16 protein-coding genes are annotated in these 25,897 nt (G+C 49.7%); 8 read left to right on the top strand and 8 right to left on the bottom strand.

Annotated elements, in window-relative coordinates; genetic code table 11:
- The first annotated feature begins 352 nt into the window (after positions 1–352).
- Complete coding sequence (gene alaC / locus OGX81_RS11100) at positions 353–1,591, top strand: alanine transaminase (protein ID WP_012131405.1); 1,239 nt, start codon at positions 353–355, stop codon at positions 1,589–1,591.
- 51 nt (positions 1,592–1,642) lie between these two features.
- Here the strand turns inward: alaC and ypdK are convergent, their stop codons facing one another.
- Together ypdK and lpxP are read right to left on the bottom strand one after the other, a co-directional pair.
- Complete coding sequence (gene ypdK, locus OGX81_RS11095; protein WP_010723117.1) at positions 1,643–1,714, bottom strand: membrane protein YpdK; 72 nt, start codon at positions 1,712–1,714, stop codon at positions 1,643–1,645.
- 379 nt (positions 1,715–2,093) lie between these two features.
- Positions 2,094–3,014 carry a kdo(2)-lipid IV(A) palmitoleoyltransferase gene (gene lpxP / locus OGX81_RS11090; RefSeq protein ID WP_012131406.1) on the bottom strand — a complete coding sequence of 307 codons (921 nt, stop codon included), beginning with the start codon at positions 3,012–3,014 and terminating at the stop codon, positions 2,094–2,096.
- 918 nt (positions 3,015–3,932) lie between these two features.
- Between lpxP and OGX81_RS11085 the strand changes: the two genes are divergently transcribed.
- The 3 genes from OGX81_RS11085 to OGX81_RS11075 all read left to right on the top strand — a co-directional run bounded on the left by OGX81_RS11085 (position 3,933) and on the right by OGX81_RS11075 (position 13,145).
- Complete coding sequence (locus OGX81_RS11085; RefSeq protein WP_104868387.1) at positions 3,933–10,892, top strand: autotransporter outer membrane beta-barrel domain-containing protein; 6,960 nt, start codon at positions 3,933–3,935, stop codon at positions 10,890–10,892.
- Between the two features lie 97 nt (positions 10,893–10,989).
- Entirely contained in the window at positions 10,990–11,571 is a 582-nt protein-coding gene (locus OGX81_RS11080) for a LuxR C-terminal-related transcriptional regulator (RefSeq protein ID WP_012131411.1), read from the top strand.
- A gap of 62 nt (positions 11,572–11,633) precedes the next feature.
- Positions 11,634–13,145, top strand: a complete 1,512-nt coding sequence (locus OGX81_RS11075) for an EAL domain-containing protein (protein ID WP_104868388.1) — start codon at positions 11,634–11,636, stop codon at positions 13,143–13,145.
- 189 nt (positions 13,146–13,334) lie between these two features.
- Here OGX81_RS11075 and OGX81_RS11070 read toward each other — a convergent pair whose 3' ends face one another.
- From OGX81_RS11070 to OGX81_RS11055, 4 genes are all read right to left on the bottom strand, one after another.
- Positions 13,335–13,769, bottom strand: a complete 435-nt coding sequence (locus OGX81_RS11070) for a DoxX family protein (protein WP_104868389.1) — start codon at positions 13,767–13,769, stop codon at positions 13,335–13,337.
- Positions 13,770–13,783: 14 nt separating this feature from the next.
- The gene (locus tag OGX81_RS11065; protein ID WP_012131414.1) at positions 13,784–15,679 is read right to left on the bottom strand and encodes an amidohydrolase; all 1,896 of its coding nucleotides are present in this window, start codon (positions 15,677–15,679) and stop codon (positions 13,784–13,786) included.
- Complete coding sequence (locus OGX81_RS11060) at positions 15,676–15,954, bottom strand: XapX domain-containing protein (RefSeq protein WP_012131415.1); 279 nt, start codon at positions 15,952–15,954, stop codon at positions 15,676–15,678. Before OGX81_RS11060 ends, OGX81_RS11065 begins: the two co-directional genes overlap by 4 nt.
- Before the next feature lie 65 nt (positions 15,955–16,019).
- Positions 16,020–16,700, bottom strand: coding sequence for a hydrolase (locus tag OGX81_RS11055; RefSeq protein WP_012131416.1), 681 nt, complete (start codon positions 16,698–16,700; stop codon positions 16,020–16,022).
- Between the two features lie 525 nt (positions 16,701–17,225).
- Here OGX81_RS11055 and OGX81_RS11050 point away from each other — a divergent pair.
- The gene (locus OGX81_RS11050) at positions 17,226–18,128 is read left to right on the top strand and encodes a LysR family transcriptional regulator (protein WP_104868390.1); all 903 of its coding nucleotides are present in this window, start codon (positions 17,226–17,228) and stop codon (positions 18,126–18,128) included.
- 211 nt (positions 18,129–18,339) lie between these two features.
- On the opposite strand, the gene OGX81_RS11045 is transcribed toward OGX81_RS11050, so the two are convergent.
- The gene (locus OGX81_RS11045) at positions 18,340–18,681 is read right to left on the bottom strand and encodes a helix-turn-helix transcriptional regulator (protein ID WP_071818848.1); all 342 of its coding nucleotides are present in this window, start codon (positions 18,679–18,681) and stop codon (positions 18,340–18,342) included.
- Positions 18,682–18,863: 182 nt separating this feature from the next.
- Here OGX81_RS11045 and gap point away from each other — a divergent pair, with 182 nt between their 5' ends.
- From gap to OGX81_RS11030, 3 genes are all read left to right on the top strand, one after another.
- Positions 18,864–19,865 (top strand): type I glyceraldehyde-3-phosphate dehydrogenase, encoded by a 1,002-nt coding sequence (gap, locus tag OGX81_RS11040; protein ID WP_012131419.1) that lies wholly within the window; start codon positions 18,864–18,866, stop codon positions 19,863–19,865.
- Between the two features lie 384 nt (positions 19,866–20,249).
- Complete coding sequence (gene dosP / locus OGX81_RS11035; protein WP_104868391.1) at positions 20,250–22,793, top strand: oxygen-sensing cyclic-di-GMP phosphodiesterase DosP; 2,544 nt, start codon at positions 20,250–20,252, stop codon at positions 22,791–22,793.
- Positions 22,790–24,352 carry a sensor domain-containing diguanylate cyclase gene (locus tag OGX81_RS11030; protein ID WP_104868392.1) on the top strand — a complete coding sequence of 521 codons (1,563 nt, stop codon included), beginning with the start codon at positions 22,790–22,792 and terminating at the stop codon, positions 24,350–24,352. Before dosP ends, OGX81_RS11030 begins: the two co-directional genes overlap by 4 nt.
- Before the next feature lie 42 nt (positions 24,353–24,394).
- Here the strand turns inward: OGX81_RS11030 and OGX81_RS11025 are convergent, their stop codons facing one another.
- On the bottom strand, positions 24,395–25,822 hold the full coding sequence (locus OGX81_RS11025) for a glucose/sorbosone family PQQ-dependent dehydrogenase (protein WP_071260195.1): 1,428 nt from the start codon (positions 25,820–25,822) through the stop codon (positions 24,395–24,397).
- Positions 25,823–25,897: the final 75 nt, after the last annotated feature.

Below are 25,897 nucleotides of genomic sequence, written 5' to 3'. Positions count from 1 at the left end.
GTAACCCGCACCCATATGACCAGCCCGCTGATGCGGCGCTGTTAATGAGGAAAAACCATAATATTAAAAGGGGATTGATCTTTTGTTAGAGAAATGACAAGACCTCACCAGGATGAGGAACGCCTTAAGGTAATTTTATTGATATCAAAATGTTAATTAATTGATGGTTGTTATGGGCGGTATTTTGCTGAGTATTCCCGTTTTCTTTTTAGTATTCCCCTTTTAAGCCGATGAAAAATATTTTCGTTTGCCTCTCGACAGGAGGATTTTTTTCAGGCTATTTTCTAAGCATGCCACGGTCGTGGCAGCGTCGCTCGGACGGTCCGGGCGCTAACGTGAATCTGAGGATACTATGGCTGATACCCGCCCTGAACGTCGCTTTACGCGTATTGATCGTCTCCCTCCCTACGTTTTTAACATTACCGCTGAGCTGAAGATGGCTGCGCGTCGGCGCGGCGAAGATATTATTGACTTCAGCATGGGGAACCCGGATGGGGCAACGCCTCCTCATATCGTCGAGAAACTCTGTACGGTGGCTCAACGCCCGGATACGCATGGTTACTCGACCTCACGCGGGATCCCGCGTTTACGCCGGGCGATCTCCCGCTGGTATCAGGAACGTTACGATGTGGATATCGATCCAGAAACGGAAGCGATCGTCACTATTGGTTCGAAAGAAGGGTTAGCGCACCTGATGCTGGCAACCCTTGATCATGGCGATACCGTGCTGGTGCCGAACCCCAGTTATCCCATCCATATTTATGGCGCCGTCATCGCTGGCGCGCAGGTACGTTCGGTTCCGCTGGTGGAAGGCGTGGATTTCTTCAACGAGCTGGAACGTGCGATCCGTGAAAGCTACCCGAAACCGAAGATGATGATTCTTGGTTTCCCCTCCAACCCGACGGCACAGTGCGTTGAGTTAGAATTCTTCGAAAAAGTGGTTGCGCTGGCCAAACGCTACGACGTGCTGGTGGTCCACGATCTGGCCTATGCCGATATCGTATATGACGGCTGGAAAGCGCCGTCAATTATGCAGGTGCCGGGTGCGCGCGACGTGGCGGTGGAGTTTTTCACCCTGTCGAAAAGTTACAACATGGCGGGCTGGCGCATTGGCTTTATGGTGGGCAACCAGACGTTAGTCAGTGCGCTGTCGCGGATTAAGAGCTACCACGATTACGGAACCTTCACGCCGTTACAGGTGGCGGCGATTGCCGCGCTGGAAGGCGATCAACAGTGCGTGCGTGATATCGCTGAGCAGTATAAACGTCGCCGCGACGTACTGGTGAAAGGCTTGCATGAAGCCGGATGGATGGTCGAAATGCCAAAAGCCTCGATGTATGTCTGGGCAAAAATACCGGAGCAGTACGCGGCAATGGGGTCGCTGGAATTTGCGAAAAAGCTGCTCAACGACGCCAAAGTGTGCGTGTCGCCGGGGATCGGTTTCGGCGACTACGGCGACACCCATGTGCGTTTCGCGCTGATAGAAAACCGGGATCGTATACGTCAGGCGATCAGAGGTATTAAGACCATGTTCCGCGCAGACGGCCTGCTGCCTGCGGGGGCGAAATCGGTAACAGAAGGTACCGAGTAGAAAAGCAAACAGGAGCCATCTGGCTCCTGTTTTTTGCTGCATCTTTTCAATTTAGATCATCAGGGCAAAAGTACCGGCCCAAACGATGACCATAAATGAAATGCCCATAAAGAAATATTTCACGTTTCATCTCTCCGCGTCGCTTTAAGCACGCCTAAATGAACTTAAATTTACCTGTGTATAGAGAGCTGGTGCCCGCCAGAATGAGATTGAGAATGTTCTCCGTCTTTCTTGTGGCATCACCTCAGAATTCTGTGCGTTATCGCTCCAGACGGCGCTAATGTACGCCTAAAAATGAGGCGAGACAAGAGGCATTTTTTTATTTACTTTTAGTAACTTACAACTGTCGTGATTCGGCGACAGTTTAATTTCTGACGGTAATAAATTGCTATTCAGCGACGCTATTGCTGTTCAGAAAAAGTCACATAAAAACCAGGTGGTTAACAGGGATATTGAGGTGAAAAGATAGCGCCGGGCAATAAAAAAGGCCTTGCGGCCTTTTTTAAACATACAACGATGCTTCCCCTAAAGGGCGCGTTTTGAAACGACGATGGATCCAGAGATATTGCTCAGGTGCGCGCATAATCTCTTTCTCAATAATCTTGTTCATATAGGCTGCCGCCTGGTTCTCTTCTTCCGGGTAGCCTTCCATTTCTGGCGTGATATACAGACGATAACCTGAGTTATCACCTTTTCTGATCATGGTGACGGTCAGCATCGCTGCGCCGGAAAGGCGGGATAACACATAGGTGCCGTTAGTCGTTGCGACGTCTTTGACCGCGAAGAAGGGAGCAAATGAACTGCCTTTACGGCCGTAATCCTGATCCGGGGCGAACCATACGGCTTCACCTTTTTTCAGCGCGCCGACGATGCCGCGCAGATTGTTGCGCCCAATCATCGCTTTATTTGAACGCATGCGACCCCGCGTCTGAACCCACTCCATCAGCGAGTTATTGTGCGGGCGGTATGTCGCCATCATCGGCTGGCACAGCCCCATGACCCGACCGCCTAATTCCAGCGACATAAAGTGGACGCCTACGACCATCACACCGCGTTTTTGCGCTTGCGCCTGTGTGAGGTTATCCAGACCGTCCACATCAAACCATTTACGTACCCGCTTATCAGGCCAGAACCACGCCATACCCGTTTCAATAAGTGCCATACCGAGGGAGTGGAAGTTCTCCACTATCATCTTTTCCCTTTCTTCCGGCGTCAGATTGGGGAAGCAAAGCTCAAGATTCTTACGGGCGATGGATTCGCGACGTTTCAGAAAGGGACGGGCAAGTCTGCCGGTTCGCGTACCCAGGAAGCGTAAAACGGGGTAGGGAAGCAGCACCAGTAACCAGAGTACAGTAAGACCAAACCAGGTAAGCCAGTAGCGCGGGTGCAGTAGCGCACGAGAAAATTTGCATTGTGGGAACATAAATACCCTCTGTTGATACGAACAATATGTATCGCAGAAGATTCATTGTCCGCAGCGGTACACTCACGATAGTTAGGCCATCATGTACGACAATGGTTCCTGTAAAGAGTGTAAAGCTTAGTCAGGACAAAACCACGAGGGGCATGAATGCTTGGACAACTAATGTACCACCGGGGGATTAATATCAGCCAGAAATTATTAATTAAGATGCGTAAATATTTTTTGATGGGGGTGGTTTTGTTATTAATTTATTGTTTTTAAATGGTTTTTTATGTGTGTACACATGTTCGTTTTCCCTGAAAAGCCGCTTCTGGCCGGTAAGCCTGTCAGAGTCTGACGCTTCTGAATGTGATAACAATTGCTTTAAATATTCTCATTGATGGAAGCATTTAATTAAATGAGTTAACAAAGGATATTTTAAATCAAAAAACAGCGATTTTAAGAATAATCTTAACTAAATAAAAACATGTTTTATATCAATTAGATAACAAATTAAGACATTAAATAATCGATGTTCAGATTACCCCATCAAATAAATCTTTTCCACCTTAAAAAAACAATAATAAACATAAAAAATATAAGTCAGGTAATTAATTATACCTATATAAATCATGTGGTTAAAAAGGAAATATCGGTTTTTTCTATGATTTTTATTTTCCTGCATTGATCGCTATGAACGATCATCATTTGAATTTTAATAGTTAGCGCCTATCAAAATTAACTATACGATCGTTGTAATCGATCAATGTTTGTTGCTTGTGATAAACTCGCCACGTTCTGAGAAGTATTGGTTGTTTAACGATTTGGATTTCTTGTCTGGCAAGAAATCGATATTTGCTAGTCGATGCGTTGGGGCGAATGGTGTCTTTTTAATGTTTTGCCACGTATCAATGCGGCGTTTTGAATAATGGTAAAATTATGAATAAAGTGTTTAAAGTCATCTGGAACTCCAGGCTGAATATATTTGTCGTGGCATCTGAATTAGCGCGTGGTTATTGTAAAAGCACGGCCGGGAGCACCAGTTTTGGCAGTCTTTTAAAATACCCATTAATGAGTGCGCTGGCTGTTTCGATTTCGTGTATTTTAACGACTGGCACATTCGCCGCCGATTTACAGGTTTATGATTTCTCTCCTCAGGATCCGTTTGAAGAGATTATTTCTGGTTCCACGCATTTGACAGGCGGTTTTTCTGGAATACAGCGAGGAGAAACAGGATATACCTGGACAACGCTTGGTCAGGCCAGAGAGGATGGGTTAATTACTGGCGATTCCGGGCAATGGGTGGATAAAGATATCTTCCGTATGGGCTCGCAGACCAAATCTATAAATTACACCGACCCCGTTACCGGTAGCACGGTAACGATGAAAGTTTATGATAACAATGATATGCAGACCGAAGCGGCCAAAGATTTCCGGGTTGTCGTTTCTCAACCCGTCGGAAAAGATGGTCAGTATGTCGATCGTAATTTGTATCAGGTTGGGGCGGGCGCTTCTCTTGATGTCGATGTCGGTCAGAAAACGGGGAATTGGGTCGGTGCTGCGGATAACCAGTTCAACGTTATCATGAAAAGTTCGGTAAATACGCAAAACTTATCGTCTGCTTATCATGTCACTAATGGCGGCAGCCTTAACTACCAGTCTAAAACAGTCGTTCAACTGGGGAATAGTGATAACAATATAAAAGACGCCAGCAATGCACTGGCATGGATGACGGCGGCTGATTTTGTTGGTGAGTTTGACAGCGTTATTGGTAAGCAGAATATTACCAACATTGATGAGTTCAAGGCGTATAACGATGCGTTGATTCAGGCGCTCCAGGATGGGCAAATTCAGCTAACGGAGGCGCAATATGCTGATGAACTGAATAAAGCCAGGGATACCTCACTGCACGGGATCTTCGCTGATACGGGGAGTATTGCGGCTGATGATGCCATCAGAGCCTTTGTTAACAGGGATGCGGTATCCTATATTCATGGCGTGGGCAGCGGCACCAATGTGGTTATCGATAAGGATGCCAACATTCAGTTAGTGGGATCGGATGCTACGGTTGTTAACCTGGAAAATGGCGCCAGACTGACAAACAACGGCACCCTTGGTACCGCAGGTAATACTTATCGCGGCGCTTATATCATTGCTGCGAGAAATACGTCTTTTGTTGATAACAACGGCGTTATTGATGCGGGCACGAACCCCGAAATGGCGGATTTTTTCTCAAGTGGGGCGGCGGGCGTAGCGCAAGGTGCGCATACTGCCATTCTGGCTAATGGTTCCTCTGTAATTAATAACAACAGCAGCGGCGTGATAAATGTTGCGGCCAGAGGTAACTATTATGGTAATACCGGCGTGTTGATGAGCGGTAATGCCACGCTTAATAATGATGGTGCTATTAATATTGCAGCGAGTAATGAGGCGAACAGTATATTAGGTAATGGTGCCAATATCGGCGTCGTTACCCAACAAAACACCACCTTTAATAACCGGGGCACATTGTATATTGGTCGCCTGGCGCAGCGTGCACCTGATGATGCAAACACGGATATCGCGATCAAGCAGCAGTCAATTGGGGTTCATCTGTACGGTAATGGTACTTATAACGGTTCCGATACTTCACAGATTATTATTGGCAGTAAAGTCCAGAATGCGACAGCGATTGATGTTGGCGGGAATGCAACTCTCGATCAAAAAGGGAGCATTAATATCAATGGTGCTGTAACCGGGGAGTCCGTTTCTTCGAATATTGGTATTATTGCACGCGCAGGAACCCAGGCCGCTAAAGTCGTTCATGATGGCATCATTAATCTGAACGGCCTGAACAGTACCGGGATACAGGTGCTGGAAAATGGTCAGATAACCAGTTCGGGCACGATTAATATTAATGGTGGACTGGACCCAGTAACCCACTATGCCAACTATGGTATTTACGTCCAGGGTGAAAAGGCGCTGGCAATATTGTCTGGCACCGTAAATTTAAGTGGCGATGGCGCTATTGGGGTTCATGCGCGTGATAAAGGTGAAATTGATGTTACCGAGAATGGTACTGTCAATTTCAAAGATGGCGTTAATCAGACGGGCTATTATATTTTTGGCGCGGGTTCTACTATCAAAAACGCGGCCTCCAGCGTTCAGGACGCGTCAACCCAGAATGCCACGCTGTACCGCGTTGACGGAGGCGCCAGCTTCTATGGTTCTGCCGATAGCTCAGCGCAGCTAAACGCTTCTGGTGATGGCGCAACGATTATTCGGACAACCGGTGCTGGTAGCCACTTTGATTCCGGTAAACTTGCTCTTAGCGTCACGGGGACAGGAGCGACGGGCATCCGAATTGAAGGAGGCGCGACGGGCGAAATTACCTCGGATGCGGTTATTGTCAGGGTGGCCGGGAAAGATACCACTGCCGGCATTGTTGATGGTAACTATTACAACCTTGATGGCTCCGTTAATGATGCGCAAAAAGGTGACTCCGTATTAACCAGTTATGCGGTGCTGGAGACAGCAAACACGGCAGACGGCGCATTTGGCTACATCGCCAGAAATGGCGGCCGTCTGATCCATGAAGGCTCGATTAATTTCACGGCTGACAACAGTACCGGGATACTGGTGGATGGCGGGATCCTGGAAAACCATTCTGATGTCACTGTGAATGGCGTGGCGGTTAATATTCAGGGCGCTAACTCAGAGGTGACCAACAGTGGCGTGGTGACCGCAACGGATGGCCAGGCTGCCTATCTGGTTGGGAACAACGCCACGCTGGCGCTGAATGGTAACGGTGAAACCCGGGCGGCGGGCACCGCTCACGGGATCTTACTGGATACTGGCGCGAAAGGCCTGACGGTTGATGGTGCGACTATCACAATGGATAGCGCTGGTAGCGGCAACGCAATTGAAAACAAAGCCGCGATTAGCGGTATTCAGTTGAAAAATACCACGATTAATGTCGGTAATGGCGTGGGTGTTCACACCGGCGCATCGATGGCGCAAACCAACTCCGGCACGATCAATATTAATGGCAGCGGTACAGGGATACTGTTTGAGAACGTGGCTGATGGCTCTGACACCGATCAGACGCTGGATATGTCTGACTCCAGAGATCTGGTGATCAATGTGAACGGTGCTCAGGGGAACGGGATTATTACCCGAGCATCCACCGACCTGAAAACCGGTGCCAGCGTTAACGTCCTGGACAGTGACGGGAAATCAGCGCTGGTTGTCCAGGGGACGACGAAGAATGTAGAGCAATCCGGCAAACTGATCTCGGTGTCTGACAAGGCGGCGGTGGTCGATTTGAATAACGGCGTACTTGAGAGCTTTATCAATAAAGGCGATATCCTGGCGCTGGATGCCAGCCACACTGCGCTGGAAATGAACAGTGGTAACGGGATTACCTTCACCAATGCCAGTGGGGCAAATATTGTCGGTCAGGTGAATCTGCTTAATGGCGACAATACGGTGATCCTTGAATCAGGAAGCACTGCGACTGACATTACCAGCGGCAGCGGCAAAGATAACTTCATTCTGAAGAATATCAGCGAGAATGAAAGCGGCTCATTGTTCACGTCATTAAATGGCGGCAGCGGCGACGACACATTACAGCTTGAGAATTCGTCATACACTTTAACCCGTGCTGATGCCATTAACGGCATGGAGCATATTGCGCTGGCGAATAATTCTGTTTTTACCCTCGACAACGTTGCACTGGGGCTGGGTGACGACGAACTTGATGGCGCGGGAACCGGATACACCATTGACGGTTCCAGCCAGCTTAGTATTAAGAATACGGCGGATGTGACTTTTAAAAGCCATCTTGCCGGGACGGGAGTTGTTGCCGTTGATACGGCGAATAACCACTTCAACTTTGATGCTAATAATGCCGCAGATGGTTTTGCCGGTACGCTGGCGCTTACTAACAGCCGTTTTGAACTTGACGGTCTGAATACTCAGGCGCTTAGCAACGCTACGCTGCAAGCTGGAAATGGCAGCATTACCCATGTCGGCAGCGGCGAGCAGAATATCGGCGGTCTGGATTTCAAAGGGGGGACCGTACAGTTTGACGGCGTAACTCCGGGTAACCCAACGGCTTTAGGAACGATTCACGCTGGCGCGATGGATCTCTCTGGTCGCGGTACGGTTCAGGTTGACAGCGGAACGGTCAGTAACGATCGTCCTCAGGCTGATACGCATCGTCCAATACTGGAACAGGATGACGCGCAGGCATTGATTAAACTGGCGACCTCTGACACCGCCGTTCAGGGGGGCGCCGGTAACCTGGTGCTGAAAGATAAAGACGGTAATGTGATCAGCGATAGCATCACTGCCGATATCGCCCAGAATGGCGTGGTGGTGGCGAAAGGAACGTATGACTATCGTCTGACCGGCGGTGACAGTGATGACGGACTTTATGTCAGCTATGGCCTGACCCAGGTCGATTTGTTGGGTAAAGACGCCGATGCGCTTATCCTTGATGCGAACGGGAAAAGTGGCAACGCGGCTGACCTGAGCGCCAGAGTGACCGGTAGCGGCGATCTGGCGTTTGACAGCCAGAAAGGCCAGACGGTGACGCTGTCGAATATGGACAATGATTACAGCGGCGTCACCGATGTGCGCAGCGGTAATCTGGCGATGCTGAACGATAACGTGCTGGGAAATACCCGCGAGCTGAAACTGGCTGGCGATACCGGGTTTGATATGCGCGGTCATTCACAAACCATCGGCAAGCTCACGGCTGAAAGCGGCTCTCTGACCGATTTGAACGGCGGTCATCTGACGTTGACAAACGGTGGTGAAGCGTCTGGCGTACTGACGGGCGACGGGGAGCTCACCGTTGCAGGCGGAACCCTGAATGTCTCCGGGGCGAATACGGGGCTGAAGGCGACGACCACGATTGCTCAGGGCGCGACGGCGGTGCTGGATAATACGCTAGGGCTGGGAACCGGAGATATTGTTGCCGCCGGACTGCTTAATCTGAGCAACGCCACGGGCGTGCTGTACAACAGCATCAGCGATGCCGGGAAAGTCGCACTGGATGCCAGTGATGTGGTGCTTGCTGGCAACAATAGCCATTTTGCCGGGACCTTCGACATCGACAACGACTCCACGCTGACGGCCTCTTCCGCGCAGCAGTTAGGCACCTCCGCGATTCAGAATGCCGGTAAGTTTGTGCTGAACACTCACGAAAACTGGTCGCTGGAGAACGGTGTTACAGGTAGCGGGAGCGTGGTGAAGAATGGCAGCGGCAACGTCACGCTTAGCGACAGCGCCCAGTGGACCGGCGCGACGGATATCAATGCCGGTGGTCTGACTCTGGGCAGCGCGGATAACGCGTTCACGCTGGCCAGTCATCAGGTCAATATCGGGAAAGACGGGCGCTTATCCGGGTTTGGCGGCGTAGCCGGAAATATGGCTAACCAGGGCACGCTATTGATTGGCGATGACGTCAGCGCGGCTCGCAGAGCGGTTTCTTCACCTGTCAGCTTTACCGTAGGCGGCAATCTGACGAACAGCGGCGATATCTGGACCGGAAGCAAAGGTAAAGATGCCGGTAATCAGCTTGTGGTAAACGGGAACTATCAGGGAGATGGCGGTCATCTTCATCTGAATACCGCGTTGAATGATGATAATTCCGTCACGGATAAACTGATTGTTAAAGGAAACACCTCTGGCACAACCGGCGTCAGCGTGACGAATGCTGGCGGTTCTGGCGCGCAGACGATCAATGGCATTGAAGTGATTCATGTTGATGGTCAGTCCGACGGTGAGTTTACGCAGGACGGCAGGATTGTGGCCGGGGCGTATGATTATTCACTGGCCCGTGGTCAGGGCGACAACAACGGTAACTGGTATTTAACCAGCCATAAGACAGATCCAAATCCGGGGCCGGGCCCGAAACCTGAACCCGATATCCGTCCTGAACCGGGCTCCTGGACAGCTAACCTGGCGGCAGCCAATACGCTGTTTGTTACGCGGCTTCACGATCGTCTTGGCGAAACGCAGTACATTGACGCGCTGACGGGCGAGAAGAAAGTCACCAGCATGTGGATGCGTCAGGCGGGCGGGCATAATGCCTGGCGGGACAGCTCCGGTCAGCTTAAAACCCAGAGTAACCGCTATGTGATGCAGGTAGGGGGTGATGTTGCCCGCTGGAGCGGCGACGGACTGGATCGCTGGCACCTTGGCGTCATGGCCGGATATGGACACAACAGCAGCAACACGCGCTCCTCATCGACAGGGTATCGCTCTGACGGTTCCGTGAACGGCTACAGCGCCGGGGTGTATGCAACGTGGTATGCCAATGATGAAACGCATCAGGGCGCTTATCTGGATTCATGGGCACAGTACAGCTGGTTTAATAACAGCGTCAAAGGCCAGGATATTCAGAGCGAATCGTACAAATCCAAAGGGATCACCGGGTCGCTGGAGCTGGGGTACACCCACAAGCTGGGTGAATTTGCAGGAAGTAAGGGCTCTAAAAATGAATGGTTTATCCAGCCGCAGGCGCAGGCCATTTGGATGGGCGTCGAAGCTGACGATCATCGTGAATCGAATGGCACACGTATCAGCGGTGAAGGGGACGGCAACGTTCAGACCCGACTGGGCGTCCGTACTTTCCTGAAAGGCCACAGCGCGATTGATGAAGGCAAAGCACGCGAGTTCCAGCCGTTCGTGGAAGTGAACTGGCTCCACAATACGCGCGATTTCGGCACAAAAATGGATGGTGTCAGCATCCGGCAGGAAGGCGCGCGTAATCTGGGTGAAATAAAAACGGGCGTTGAGGGGCAAATTAATCCACAACTCAATGTCTGGGGGAATGTCGGCGTCCAGCTGGGCGATAAAGGATACAATGACACCTCAGCAATGATAGGGATTAAATATAACTTTAAATAGCAGAAAGGGGGCGTCGTGCCCCCTTTTTCTGTCGTGAGTTCTCATCTTTATAACATTAAAAAACAATTTTCTTCAGGAAGAATAGAGTGAGGGATGAATGATTGTAATCTCAGAAAATAGTTTTTTCCATCTTGGGGTTAGCGCATTAGTAGAAAGAATGGCATTGAATACCACCCGTAATTTGATTGTGTTTGATACGGGGCGCGATTGTCTCTATATGCTTGATACTGAAGAGGCAAAGATGCCTTTTTTCCATGAACCGATTTTGATTTTTTCACATTGTCGGCGTATTTATCTCACCGAGAAAAACAGAAAATTCAAAATCGAAACGCTGCTATCAAAAACGAAATCTCATCCCGCTGTCAGACGGAAGCGAGAAGTATTAACCGTAAGTGAGTTACGCGTCATAAAAAAAGTTTGTCAGGGGATCAGTCAACGACGAATTGCAGAACAGTTCAAGGTCAGCGAAAAGACGATCAGTAATCAAAAAATGAACGCCTTGCGAAAGCTGAGCATCAATAAAACAACAAAGTTTTTCGTTGAGTATCTGGCCTGGCTGAGATTGTGGCATGAGTATGTTGAGTATAAAAACAATCAAATGCGAAAACCGGTTAAACTCTCTGTCATCACGCCTGAAACCTTTACAAAAAGGCAGAGTGAGGTTTTAATAGAGGTTTAATCTACGTAAGCTAGGATGACAATGAGTCTTGCTTATATTTAAAGGGACTTTTACAGAACTCAATGAAACAACATGCTGGGGGATTGGTGGGAAACAAGCTAGTTTTTGTGATCGTATTCTTAACCATCACTATAACCGGCATGGTGACTTTTTGGCTGGGTGCGTCCAGCCGGGTAGATAATGACAAAAGAGCATTAATCCAGCGCGTAGATTCGCTGCTGTTTGAAGCGAAACAGATATCAGATTCGTTGACCGCGCATTTAACAGAACGCTGCTCAGATGAAACGGTGCGTATGCTGACGAAACAGATACACCGTTATCCGCATATTGGGGGCATTTTCCTGTTGCAGGATTCGCGGGTATATTGCTCATCCGGGATGGCGAAACCTGAACTCAGCAATTTAACCGCAGGGGAGAACGGTAATCGGCTATTTTTAGTTGATGAAACGCCGGCATTTCGCGGGGAGCCTGTATTAGCCTACGTTACTGTGAGAGGAAATAACGCAATAGTGGTGACGATCAGTACCTACTGGTTTAAGTCGCTGCTTGCAGACAGTCGTTTACTTGTTAACGTGAATGGAAATATTCTCTCCGATGATAAGTTAATCAGTACAAACAGTATTGATTTTCAAAACTCCGCCTGGCAACAATCTAATATGTTTGATTATCAGGTAATGGAATACCCGGAACATACGGGCATTGCTTCTGTTCTTAACTTTATTTTTATTCTCTTTTTATCCGCAGCGATTGCCGTCCCTGCCGCTTTTCTGTTTAACTATACGCTACAACGAATCGCGATGTCCCGGTATATACAACTTCGCCGGGGGCTGCGCAAACAGCAGTTCGTTCCTTATTACGAACCCGTCATGAATTGTGCTTCCGGGGCATTATATGGCGCAGAAGTGGTCATGCGATGGAAGAAGGGGAACGATACATCCGTTATTAATGAAGAGATTATCTCTCTGGCAAATAAAACCGGGATGATATCTCCATTAGTTAACTTTATTTTACGACAGGTGGAAAAAGATATACTCTCTTTACGCCTCAGACTGCCGAGAACATTCTACATTAATTTCCGACTTAGTGAATCGATGATCGCTATGCCAGAACTTATTGATTCGTTTGTTGAGTTTCAACAACGCTTGCCCAGCGATGTAAAACTGACGCTGGAATTTCCTGAGGTTGTTTATCGTGATACAACGCTTGAGTTTGATTCAGTTCTCAGGAGGTTACGTGTTGAAGGCATTAAAATTAAAATGAGTTCCTTATTTTTAGAGCGTTTAAATGCTGACCGTAATTTATACCTTCCGGTTGATGCTGTCAGAATTGAAAAGTCAATTACCGGATTAATCTCGGACTCCAAAGAACCTGTCGCGAGTGTTGATGATATTATTCGTTCGGCGGTAAATAAAAATTATACGATTATCGCGGATGGTATTGAAAATGATCAGCAGTACCACTATTTATCACTGCGCGGTGTTGTTTTACAACAGGGGAATTACTGGTCAATGCCATTGTCCAGTTTTCATTTAATGCAGTATATTATTCAGAGCGATAAAGTATTACTGTGTTAATTTCTGATAATAATGCGAAATTTATCGATATATCATGCGCATATTACATGGAGTAATATGCGCATGTATATATCAGGACTTAAGTTGTAGCGCGATCTCAACCACATATTTACCCTGGTGGCGAGCGATATCCAGTTCACGACTGTCACGAATGACCCATCACGGATTACCGCCATTGCTGAATGTTTTTTATTCGTCAACCGTCTTTTTCTGCACGTCCAGCCAAGCCACGAGCAGAAAGCCGCCAACAAGACCCAGATGCTCAAAAAATGCGTTGGCGGTGCTGAATCTCTCCATGCCTGCCGGAAGTTCCCAAAAGCGCAGCGCCAGGAACGTCGCGACAAGGGTGAACCCCGCCAGTGCCAGCGAAGCAAGCCAGCGCAGGCAACCCGTCAGGAGCATGATTGACGCGCCCAGCTCCAGCGCAATAACCAGCGCGGCAAACAACGGCGCAGGAGACAGGCCGAAATGGTTCATCTCGCCGATAGCGCCCTGAAAATCCAGCAGCTTATTGATCCCGCCCTGCAAGTAGGCCGCGCATAGCCCGAGATAAGCCAGCCAACGGCATACCGCCGCCCCGATAAGGGGGCGAACGGCATGCGTCAGACGTTGTGAAAATGTCATGTCAGGTTCCACGGTCAGACAGCCCAGCAGGAGCAGCCAAGCGCGCCAAAGAACCCTTTCAGATCCGATACCGGCAGGCTGGATGTCCATGCGCCAGCATGATCGTGCCCGTGCAGGCCGCAGCCGTGAGAGCAACCGCAGGAGGCCATCGCCATTTGTCGTACGGCAAGCGAGTTTTTCCCCGCGCCTTCTGGCTCTCCCCATGCGGCGTAGCCTTTGAAGGTGCGCGTTGGCGACCAGTCCGGCATCGCGGGAGGGACAGGATTGTCATCCAGGGATTCGAAAGGACCCGCCCCCCAGACGATTTTTCCGCCCACCATCGTTAATTCTGAAGACAGGAAGGAGATCTCATCCTCGGCGCAGGCAAAAAAGTCTTTGTCCGGCACAATGAGGTCAGCGAACTGACCGGCCTGAATACGGCCTTTTTTACCTTCTTCATTGGAGAACCAGGTGACGTTCTCCGTCCACATTCGGAGCGCTGTTTCCCGATCCAGGCAGTTACGACGCGGATAAAGCTGCATGCCTCCCACGGTTTTCCCGGTGATCATCCAGGCGAGAGAAACCCACGGGTTATAGGATGCTACGCGGGTGGCATCCGTACCGGCGGACACTTTCACCCCTTTTTCCAGCATACGGGCAATGGGCGGCGTGGCTTCCGCAGCGCCGGCACCGTAACGCTCAACGAAATATTCACCCTGATATGCCATACGGTGCTGAACCGCAATACCGCCGCCTAACGCCGCGATACGATCGATTGAACGCTCAGAAATTGTTTCGGCGTGGTCGAAGAACCAGTTAATCCCTTCAAGCGGGATATCCTGATTGACCTTCTCAAAAACATCGAGGGCGCGAGAAATGGTCTCGTCATAGGTGGCATGCAGACGCCAGGGCCAGCGGTTTTCCGCCAGAATGCGAACAACTTCTTCCAGCTCGCCTTCCATTTCCGGCGGCATATCCGGTCGCGGCTGGCGGAAGTCTTCGAAATCCGCCGCCGAAAATACCAGCATTTCACCGGCGCCGTTATGGCGGAAGTAGTCGTTACCCTGTTTGTAGGTGACGGAGCGGGTCCAGTTGAGAAAATCCTCTTTCTCTTCCTGGGGTTTCTGCGTGAAGAGGTTATAGGCCAGGCGCACGGTCATCAGATTTTCATCTGCAAGTTTCTGAATAACGGCGTAGTCATCGGGGTAATTCTGGAATCCGCCACCGGCGTCGATGACACCGGTTACGCCCAGACGATTCAGCTCACGCATGAAATGGCGGGTGGAGTTAACCTGGTAGTCAAACGGCAGTTTGGGGCCTTTGGCCAGCGTGGCATAAAGGATGCCTGCGTTGGGGCGTGCCAGTAATAATCCGGTAGGATTGCCTTTCGCATCGCGGGTTATCTCGCCTCCGGGTGGTTCCGGCGTCTCTTTTGTATACCCGACGGCACGCAAAGCCGCGGCGTTCAGGAGCGCGCGGTCATAGAGATGCAGCAGAAACACCGGGGTGTCCGGCGCAATGGCGTTGATCTCTTCGATAGTTGGCAGACGCTTTTCCACAAACTGATGTTCAGTAAAACCGCCAACCACGCGAACCCACTGCGGTGCCGGGGTGATGGCTACCTGCCGACGCAACATATCCATCGCGTCAGCCAGCGAACGTACGCCATCCCAGCGAAGCTCCATATTGTAATTAAGCCCGCCGCGTACTACGTGCGTGTGGTTATCAATCAGCCCGGGTAATACCCGTTTGCCTTTCAGGTCGACGACTTTGGTTGCCGGACCTGCGAAGGCCATAATTTCAGCGTCGCCGCCAACCGCGAGAAACTTCCCGTCTTTGACTGCGACGGCGCTGGCGGTTGGGTTGCTTTTATCGAGAGTGGTAAACAGACCATGATGCAGAATAACGTCTGCGACAACATGTTGTGTCATGAGCGTTTCTCCTCTGAGGAATGACTGTCTTCAGCTGCCTGGCGGCCGGGGAGCTGCCCGAAGATATGGCTGATGGCATGTGTTTTGGTACAGGCTGAAGAAAAGGCTGTGCCGGACAGAAGTTGTTTGCCTACCGGAATAACTTGTTCGCCGACCAGCATTCCCAGCAAGCCAAGGAGGGCTATCAGCGGTGGGGCGGGGGAGCGGACATTCAGCAAACTGTAAATAATGCCGACAAGAAGTCCGGCACCCAGAGAAAGGATATACATTTTCATGCGGACCTCATCAGGACAGGCGCAATGCGTGGTGCATTACGCCTGCCGTAAATCAGTTGGAGGTGTTATTTAGCCGGGTTTGGGCCGATACGTTCGCCGTGTTGTACGCGCTCAGGCGCTTTATGAACCATAGTATAGGCATAATCGACGCCCATGCCGTAGGCGCCGGAGTGTTCACGCACGATATCCATAATGCCGTTGTAGGTCTCTTTACGGGCCCAGTCGCGCTGCCACTCAAGAATGACCTGCTGCCAGGTTACCGGTACGATGCCTGCCTGAACCATACGATCGATAGCGTATTTGTGCGCATCAACGGAGGTGCCGCCGGAAGCATCAACAACCATATAGATTTGATAATCCGCGTCTTTGACTGCACACAGGGCAAACGTGGTGTTACAGACTTCCGTCCACAGACCGGAAACAATCACTTTCTTACGACCATTCGCCGCCAGTGCATCACGAACGTTCTGATCGTCCCATGAGTTCATTGAAGTACGTTCCAGGATGTTGTTTTCCGGGAAAACGGCCAGGAGTTCGGGATAGGTGTTACCGGAAAAACTTTCGGTTTCTACGGTCGTGATGGTGGTGGGGATATTAAACAGTTTTGCCGCTTTGGCCAGGCCAACAACGTTGTTTTTCAGTACCTGACGGTCAATAGATTGTACCCCGAAGGCCATCTGGGGTTGCTGGTCGATAAAAATCAGTTGACTGTTCTGCGGGGTGAGGACATCAAGGTAATGAGACATATCACTTTCTCCTGAACTAATATAGTGTAAGCACAACATGATTAGAAATGCGCATTCCCGAAGAGAATAATGCCGTGTTATTCCTTCCTGACGTTCAACATTTTCCCGTCGCATTTATTTCATGTTACGGTATACGTGCTGTCAGCAATGTTCGTTCCTTATCCGCGTACTCTTCCTTTTTATTTGTTATCCATCCGTCATCTGATTAATGACAGGGGAATATCTTTACCATCATTTTGATCTGTCGGTCAGAATGTGACGACAGATTCAGTTTAGAAGTTTTATGGCTAACATCAATGTTCAAAAACATTACTCACTGTCTTTTAAAATGTGACAATCATATTTTTCTCATGTCTTGTTTAAGAATTTTATACAACATGTTTAAGAAAACTTTTGGAAACTTATTATTTATTAAATATTGTTCCTTGTCATGACTCATGGGGTTTACGATTTCACCACCGGTAAACTATTATAGGGACTGTATTCATAACAGGACAATCATACGTCCCGTATCTGGTGACAGTAATGCATTTAGAAGATATTCGAATTTTTGTAACCATCGTAAATATGGGAAGTTTTACAGCAGCAGCCGAACACCTGAGTCTATCCAAACAATTTGTCAGCAGAAGAATGGTCGCGCTGGAGAAAAAAGTTTCAGCCCGATTACTGGTGCGAAATACCCGAAAGTTGTCCGTTACGGATACCGGCCAGGCTTTTTTTCATCATGCCCGGCGCATTCTGGAAGAGGTTCATGAAGCCGAGCAGGTTATCTCCGCCCGGCAGCAAAAACTGGCCGGGTCATTCAGGATTAGCCTGCCGATGACATACGGCATCAGGCGACTTGCCCCCCTGATTGTTGAATTTCAGACGGCGCATCCAGAACTTACCGTTCATATTGATATGAATGACAGATATGTCGATGTGGTGGGCGAAGGCTACGATATGGTTTTGCGCATCGGGAACCTGATGGACTCTACCTTAATTGCTCGCTGTCTGGGTAAATTACCGATGGTGATTTGCGCCAGCCCGGATTATCTCCGTTTGCACGGTACGCCTCTGGCGCCTTCTGAACTGGCGCAGCATAGCTGCCTTTTGTATGGTCGGGAGGGGCAATTCGGCTGGAAATTGACGGAGGAAAATTCACCGAATACGTATGCCGTCAGAGGCAATCTGAGCAGTAATAACGGGGACGTGATCCGCGAGGCCGCAGAAGCGGGGGCCGGTATTGCGCTTTTGCCGCTTTTTATCGTTGAAGACTCGCTGCAACAAGGCGCTTTAGTGCAGATATTGTCTGATTACTCGCCGCCTCCGCTGACGATCAGCGCGCTGTATCCAAAACATCGCCAGCGCAGCGCAGTGACCCGGATCTTATTGCCATTTCTGGCCGAAAGAATTGCCGGCATCGTCGACCCGATTAAAAAAATATGAGTGATGTAGGGGCTTATGTTGTCAACTAAATCAGGATAGTGAATATGTTATTTGAGTATTGATGGGCTCAGGCAGTGACATAAAATGGCCGTGTCAAGCCGACGCTGATAACTATCATATGATCATCAAAGTGATGTAATCCCTGGTATTCCAGAAGGGATAAGATGTTCGTTGCTCTTTAAAATTATGCTTGCCTGATGTTCGGTTGAAATTAAACGCGTTCTCTTTTTTCTGTCATATCGCGTCTGACTTGTCCTGGCGTTTTCCCAAAGTATTGATGGAATCGTCTTGAAAAGGCTTGCTGACTGGAAAAACCTACGATAAAGGACACATCCATTATCGGTGTCCTGGTTGTCGATAAAAGTTCAAAGGCCTTATTTAATTTTAACTCTGTCACATACTGACCAAGGGTTACGCCGGTATGCGACTTGAATATTCTCTGGAGGTGCCAGGGAGAATATCCTGATCTCGCGGCTATATCAGTAATTCGTAATGGTTTGTCTGTATTGTTGTGGAGCCATTCAAGTAGAACGTCGAGCACACTTTTGTACATGATAATACATCTGCCATTTTCGGTTATTGATTATGTATCAACGTATCATAATCATAATGCTTATATCGAACTTTATTGTGCAGTTTTTTTGATGATAACCAGCAATAAAATCATGCAGCATCGGCAACCTTGTTGTGTATGTTGGTAGTGTCTTATGAGCGCTTTTATTTTGAGGATTGAATATGAAAAGAATTGGCATCAATGGTTTCGGTCGTATCGGTAGACTGGTATTACGCCGGATTCTGGAAACTGAACTGAATGTGGAAATTGTCGCTATAAACGATCTCACCTCGCCGGATGTTTTGGCTTATTTGCTGAAATATGATTCAAACTATGGTCCCTTTAACGGCACGGTTTCCCATGCTGACGGTTCAATTATCGTCAATGGTAAAGTCATCAAAGTATTTGCTGAGAAAAATGCGGGTGATATCCCCTGGGGTAGCCTGGGTATTGATGTTGTTGTGGAATGTACCGGTTTTTATACTTCAGCAGAAAAAGCAAATGCCCATATTGAAGCCGGAGCGAAAAAAGTGCTTATCTCCGCGCCTGCTGGCGATATGAAGACCATCGTTTATCATGTGAATGATGAAACGCTCACTTCTGCTGATAACATTATTTCCGTTGCGTCCTGTACGACAAACTGTCTGGCTCCGGTGGCAAAAGCCCTGAATGACGCCTTTGGTATTAACGTCGGCACGATGACGACGGTACATGCTTATACCGGCACCCAGGCTCTGGTGGATGGTCCCCGAGGTAAAGACTTCAGGGCTTCTCGTGCTGCGGCGGAAAATATTATCCCGCATACGACAGGGGCGGCCAAAGCGATTGGTCTTGTTATTCCTGAACTTAACGGGAAACTGAAAGGTCATGCCCAGCGTATTCCGGTAAAAACGGGTTCAGTGACGGAGTTAGTGACCGTCCTGAATAAGACCGTCACCGTTGAAGAGGTCAATAACGCGCTGAGAAATGCAACAGTTGATAATGAGTCATTTGGCTATACGGATGAGCCAATTGTATCGTCTGATATTATTGGCATCCATTTTGGTTCCGTTTTTGATGCGACCCAAACGGAAGTAACAGAATTTGACGGCGTGCAACTGGTCAAGACGGTCGCCTGGTATGATAATGAATACGGGTTTGTGACCCAGTTGGTCAGAGTATTGAAGAAGTATATTTCCCTCTGATTTTTGTTGAAAAGAAGCCCCTGCACAAAAATGCGGGGGTTTTTAAATGGTGATATAAATTTAGGTTATGTCGGATTTTTATTGTTGATGTGCGCTGTCGTTCAGGTAATGAAAACGGCAAACATGGCTTCGTACTGCGTAAGAAAAGGAACCGGACAGAAAAGGAATAGCAGGCATGGTAAGCGTGACATATTTTATACCGCTGAGTGGAAGTAATCCGTTTGCTTCAGTAGACTTTTCCTACAGGGTTTGAATAGCGAAACGCGGCAGGTGACGTCATCACCATGTATCGGCCTGCCTGAGGCTGTGGTTTGCAGGGACAATTGTTCAGGATAATGCGACTTTCCGTTAGTCAGGCATTATCTGTTGAGGAGTTATCTGAAAATGAAAGCTGCGGCTGACAATATTCTGTTTCCTGCTCTTGAGCAGACGTTCATGGCGGTTGTCCTCGTCGACGAGCGTAACCGGGTTCTGTTCTTTAACGAAGCCGCAGAGAAATTGTGGGGCTATTCCAGGGATGAAGTGCTTGGCCGGGATATGAATATATTAATTCCCGGGCCTCTGAAGCATGTTCACGGGGATTATGTCCACCATCACCGCGACGGGGGAAATTCCCGGGTTGTCGGGATGAATCGTGAACTTCAACTGGAACGAAAAGACGGCACGCAGGTCTGGACCAGCTTTTCGCTCTCCAAAATAGACGTGGATGGCCGCATCCACTACATGGCCGCCGCCAGGGACGTCAGCAAAGAGGTAGCCAGGCGCGAGCAAAACCGTCTGTTGTTGCTTGCCGTCAATAACACGGACAGAGCCGTGGTTGTTCTGGATGAACAACGCCGTATTGTCCAGACCAACCGTGCGTTCACCAGTATGTTTGGATATGGCGCAGACGAGGCCATGAACCAGGTATTCCCTGATTTCCTGCTGTCTTCAGGAAACAGCGATGATGCGCTAAAGCGTGTGGAAGAACATCTGCGGGGAAGTCGCTGGTTTCAGGAAGAACTCCTCACCGCGACCAGAAACGGCAGGGAGGTCTGGAGCCGGGTTTCGGTAAACCCTGTCCTCAATGAGCGTGACCACCGCCAGACCCGTAACCTTGTCGTAACCTTCGTTGATATTACGGAAGAACGTAATATTCGTAATCTGGAACGGGATGTACTGGCCGCGCTGACCAGCCGGATGACTTTCCAGGAAACGGGTGATTACATCTGCCAGCGAATTGGAAATATTGCGCCAGGCGTACTGGTCTCGGTATGCCGGATCGTCGATAACCGGATGCGCCCGTGGGCAGCTCCCGGTTTTCCAAAAGAATATGGTGAATACTGGGATGGCGTGGCCGTCGGTGAAGGCGTGGCAAGCTGCGGTACTTGTGCTGCGCGTGGCGAGCCCGTCATGGTTCAGGATATCAGCACCGATCCTCTATGGGCTCCCTATAAACATCAGATGTTGCCTCATGGTTTTCGGGCATGCTGGACATACCCTGTAAAACGTCGAGATGGTTCCGTGGCAGGGACGTTTGCTTTTTATTTCAGGACACAGAATGAGCCGGATACGTTTCTGGTTCGTATTGCCGATGCCAGCGTTCATCTTTGCGCTCTGGCGATTGAGCGGGAGGAAGGACGCCAGCAAATCGACCGACTGGTTCGGTTCGATGCCCTTACGGGGCTGCCCAATCGTCAGTATCTCTATCACCATCTGGATAAACTGCTGTCGGGTAATGAACCGGAACTCGCCGTGTTTTTCCTCGATATTAACCGCTTTCGTAAGGTGAATGAGTCACTGGGGTATTCCGCTGGCGACCAGGTGATTATCACGCTGGCTAACCGCTTGCAGGAGAGGTTCGGGCCGCATCACTTTATCAGCCGGGTGGGTGGCGCGCAGTTTGTCGTGGTGGCGAGCGCCTGTCGTGTTGATGAGGCCTCACACCTGGCTGAGCTTATGCAGCATATCGTTGGCGCTGAAATGAGCGCCGCCGGGCAGACCTTCGAGCTTAAAGCCTGTATTGGGATCAGCCATTCCATTGGCGGCGACAGGGAAACGCTGCTGGCCCACGCCGAGAGCGCGATGGAGCGGGTACGTGAAAGCGGTGGAAGCTATCAGTTTTTTAACCCGGAACTGAATCAGGCCGTCATGCAACGTCTGAAACTGGGCATGGCGCTGCGAAATGCGATTACGGAGGGTCATTTGCGGCTGGAATATCAGCCTCAGATCAGGGCTGCGGACGGGCAGGTATACGGTTTTGAAGCACTGACCCGATGGCACGATCCGCACGCTGGCGACATCTCTCCAGGGACGTTTATTCCTCTGGCTGAAGAGACGGGAGAGATAGAGCATATCGGCCTCTGGGCGCTGCGTGAAGTCTGCCGACAGCTTTTTGAATGGCGGGAAAAGGGCACGAATGTGTCGGCGGTATCTGTAAACCTGTCTGCCCATAACTTCCGTAAGCCTGATTTACCCCGTTATATCGCCGACCTGCTGAATGAATATCAACTGCCCGGCAATGTCCTGACCATTGAAATTACGGAAAGCGCCATGATGGAACTGACGGACGAGATGCTTGCGCGGGTCAGGGAGATTCGTGCGATGGGCGCGGGGGTCTCAATGGATGATTTTGGCACCGGCTTTTCCAGTCTGGCCAGCCTGGCGTATCTGCCGGTGACGGAGGTCAAAATTGATAAAAGCTTCATTGACCGGTTCGCCCGCGATCGTCGCGTCAATGCGCTTGTCGAAGCGGTTGTCAGTATTGGGCATAACCTCGACCTGACGGTTGTGGCGGAAGGTGTGGAAAATACCCATCAGCATCAGCAACTGAGAAAAATGGGCTGTTCCGTACTTCAGGGATTTCTTTTTTCCCGACCATTGTCGGCGAATACGTTACCGGTATGGCTAGAGGCTTACCGTTCACCCTTGCAGGATGCACAATCATGAAGAAAAAACTGTTACAGATGCTGAATTTGCGTCTGCTTATTATTGCTTTTGCGTTTCTGATGACCCTCCTTACTCTTTTCAATAGTTTCTATTCAGCCTGGCGTGTCCAGAAGCAGGTACTTATTGAGAATGAACTCAGTGAAAACCAGGCATATGCGGAGAGGATTGCTTCCACTATTGATTTGTATCTGGCGGTTTTCATGGAGCGTCTGGAATACAGTGCGAGCGTCATCGGTCAGCATTTCGATGATGAGAGCATTATCGCTGGTGAAATGATGAGGATGCAGCGGCGAGATTTTGGTTTTGATTCCGTTACGCTGGTGGATGAAAAAGGCAAAATTATTGGCGTGCTGCCTGAATCCCTGAACCTGAAGGGGAAAATGCTGACCACGCCAGGCGGCGTCGAGGCTCTCAAAGAAATGCAGCCGACGGTCAGCAGCGCCTACAATTCACTGTCCGGTAATCTGGTGGTGTATATTTCACATCCCGTCAGGAATGCGCAGGGGAAATACCTCGGTTTTATTGGCGGCGCGATTTATCTGCAAAGAAGCAACGTTCTTTCTGCGCTCATTTCTAATCATTTCCGCAATGATGACAGCTATATTTATGTCGTTGATAAAAATGACCAGCTCTTATATCACCCCGATCCGGCCCGCAGAGGGGAAAAAGAGGAAGGCAATGCCGCAGTGAAAGCCGTGGAGCAAGGGCTGAGCGGCGCGATGGAGGTGACAAACTCCCGTGGCGTGGAAATGCTGGCGGGGTATGCCAGTATAAACACCTCGGGCTGGGGCGTTGTGGCGCAAAAACCAAAAGATAAAACCCTTACTGCGCTTGATGGGCTCATGTGGCAAATGATACGCGGCGTTGTACCGCTGGGTATTGTGGGGTTGTTTATTCTCTGGTGGCTGGGGAATGAAATCGTCAGACCATTGCGTCAACTAGCGGATCACGCCATTTCGATGGACAGCGATGAGTCCGCAGAAAAAGTACGAAACGTTCGATCGTGGTATATCGAAGCCTCCCGACTCAGGCGCGCGTTGCTTCAGGGAATGGAATTAATCCGGGAGAAAATGAAATGGCTGAACGATCAGGCCAGCACTGACCCGCTTACCGGCCTGGTCAACCGACGGGCGGCAGAAAACCTGCTGGCTGAATACGAACATCAGCAGCGACAGTTTGCGGTGATTTCTCTGGATATCGATCGCTTCAAAGCCGTCAACGACACGTTTGGTCATGACATTGGCGATGTTACGTTAAAAGCGCTGGCGCAGCTGCTGAAGCGAAGCTGTCGTAAAAATGATACCGCCTGCCGTATGGGAGGAGAGGAGTTTATGATGTTTTTCCCGGAGACGTCGGTAGAGGCTGCGGCGGATATTGCGGAGCGGCTGAGAAAAGAGGTCGCCGCCGCAAAGATAGAGACGGTAGGGCATATCACCATTTCTCTTGGCGTGACGGTGTGGCCGTCGGGCGTTGACTCTGTCTCTCAGGCGCTGAAACGGGCTGATGAATTGATGTACCAGGCGAAACAGGCGGGCAGAAACCAGGTGGTCGCCGGATAAAAAAGCAGGCGAATACCTTATTCGTATTCGCCTGTTATTGAATTATTTGCCCGTGTATTCAAAGACGATAATAGAACCCGGGTTACTCAGATTATGCGTTGGATGGTTGGATTCATCCATCACATTACCAAAGTTATCCGTCGCCACGTAGATTTTACGGGTGTCCGGGCTGACCAGCACCATGCGGTAACGGTTTGCCGTGTGGAAATATTTCGCGACGTCACCCTGAACATCTTTCTTATCGGCATTCAGCAGAACGCGGTACAGCGCGCCATTTTTCATGGAGCTGATAATCACCGAGTTTCGCCAGCCTTTAATTACGCCGTTTTCCGGGTAGTATGCCACGCTGGATGGCGCAATTGTCGGCCAGCAGATATATGAAGAATCCGGGCCGCAGCTGGCGTCGTTATAGGTAAAGCCTTCTTTGACCGTAAAGAACGTTTTAATCGGCGCTTTAAAGTCTGCGGCTTTCCACTCTGTTTCTTTCTGGACAGGAACGCCTGCCGGAATATGGTTAGGGTCCCAGGTCAGAGACGGGCAATTCGCCGCTTCAGAGTAGTTGGCATAAACGTAAGCCTGATCGTCCTGGAAACCGGCAACGTGTGGCCAGCCATAGTTGCCGCCGGGTTCGAGGATATTCAACTCGTCATCGGAGGATGGCCCTTGTTCGGATGCGTAAAGGGTATCACCAATAAATACCAGTCCCTGAGGGTTACGGTGTCCGTAAGTAAACAGGTGGCTTTTGATGCCTTTAATAACAGGGTTATCATCTGGAATGGAGCCATCGGTATTCAGACGCAGCACTTTACCGGCATAGGCGGCATAGTCTTTATTCTTCAGTTCATCCTCAGTGGGAATACGCTGAGCTTCGATAGGTTTACAGAAATTCGCGCCCTGGTTATGCCCTTGTTCACCGATGGTATAATATAACTTCCCGTCCGGGCCAAAGCGCAGGCGTCCACCGTTATGGTCATTGCCCGCCGGGAATCCAGCCAGGATCTCTTTTTCATTACCCAGCTTCTGGGTTTTTTCGTCATATTCCAGGCGAACGATTTTGGCGTGTTCCTTGTCGCCGTTCATATAGGTATAGGCCGTATAAACATAATTATCGCCACCCGGTTTCATGAAGTTCGGTGACAACGCCAGGCCCAGAACGCCTTCATGCTGCGGCCCGGTATGAACCCCGCTCAGCGTAATGGCGACTTTTTTCTCACCGGTTTTCGGGTTGATACGATCGATAGAAGCGGCTTTACGTTCGGTTACCCATAAATAATCATCCGGCCCCCACACCATATCCCACGGGGCATCAAGCCCGCTAATGAGGACATGCGCGGAAAAAGGTTCTGAGGCTTGTATCTCGGTTTGTTTTGAATTTGCGGCCTGTGATGAGGTTGCGGCATAACTAACGCCAGATATGGCAAGGGCTAACGTAACAGCCTGACTGATGCGCTTTATTTTATTATTCATCATTGCGTTCCTGTATATGATAAATAGTTTCGACGGATGTCGAAATTTTCAAAGATGTAACAACTATTGTCCTTGAGA

This window comes from Citrobacter sp. CK206 (assembly GCF_030333125.1).
Taxonomy (GTDB): Bacteria; Pseudomonadota; Gammaproteobacteria; order Enterobacterales; family Enterobacteriaceae; genus Citrobacter_B; species Citrobacter_B koseri.
Note: the sequence above shows the minus strand (reverse complement) of the source record. Positions and strands in the feature narration are given on the sequence as shown.

Coding starts and splice junctions, on each gene's coding strand:
- OGX81_RS11025 (WP_071260195.1), bottom strand. CDS start 25,822: ATGATGAATAATAAAATAAAGCGCATCAGTCAGGCTGTTACGTTAGCC.
- alaC (WP_012131405.1), top strand. CDS start 353: ATGGCTGATACCCGCCCTGAACGTCGCTTTACGCGTATTGATCGTCTC.
- OGX81_RS11055 (WP_012131416.1), bottom strand. CDS start 16,700: ATGTCTCATTACCTTGATGTCCTCACCCCGCAGAACAGTCAACTGATT.
- OGX81_RS11050 (WP_104868390.1), top strand. CDS start 17,226: ATGCATTTAGAAGATATTCGAATTTTTGTAACCATCGTAAATATGGGA.
- OGX81_RS11085 (WP_104868387.1), top strand. CDS start 3,933: ATGAATAAAGTGTTTAAAGTCATCTGGAACTCCAGGCTGAATATATTT.
- OGX81_RS11060 (WP_012131415.1), bottom strand. CDS start 15,954: ATGAAAATGTATATCCTTTCTCTGGGTGCCGGACTTCTTGTCGGCATT.
- OGX81_RS11075 (WP_104868388.1), top strand. CDS start 11,634: ATGAAACAACATGCTGGGGGATTGGTGGGAAACAAGCTAGTTTTTGTG.
- OGX81_RS11065 (WP_012131414.1), bottom strand. CDS start 15,679: ATGACACAACATGTTGTCGCAGACGTTATTCTGCATCATGGTCTGTTT.
- OGX81_RS11045 (WP_071818848.1), bottom strand. CDS start 18,681: ATGTACAAAAGTGTGCTCGACGTTCTACTTGAATGGCTCCACAACAAT.
- dosP (WP_104868391.1), top strand. CDS start 20,250: ATGAAAGCTGCGGCTGACAATATTCTGTTTCCTGCTCTTGAGCAGACG.
- OGX81_RS11070 (WP_104868389.1), bottom strand. CDS start 13,769: ATGACATTTTCACAACGTCTGACGCATGCCGTTCGCCCCCTTATCGGG.
- lpxP (WP_012131406.1), bottom strand. CDS start 3,014: ATGTTCCCACAATGCAAATTTTCTCGTGCGCTACTGCACCCGCGCTAC.
- OGX81_RS11030 (WP_104868392.1), top strand. CDS start 22,790: ATGAAGAAAAAACTGTTACAGATGCTGAATTTGCGTCTGCTTATTATT.
- gap (WP_012131419.1), top strand. CDS start 18,864: ATGAAAAGAATTGGCATCAATGGTTTCGGTCGTATCGGTAGACTGGTA.
- OGX81_RS11080 (WP_012131411.1), top strand. CDS start 10,990: ATGATTGTAATCTCAGAAAATAGTTTTTTCCATCTTGGGGTTAGCGCA.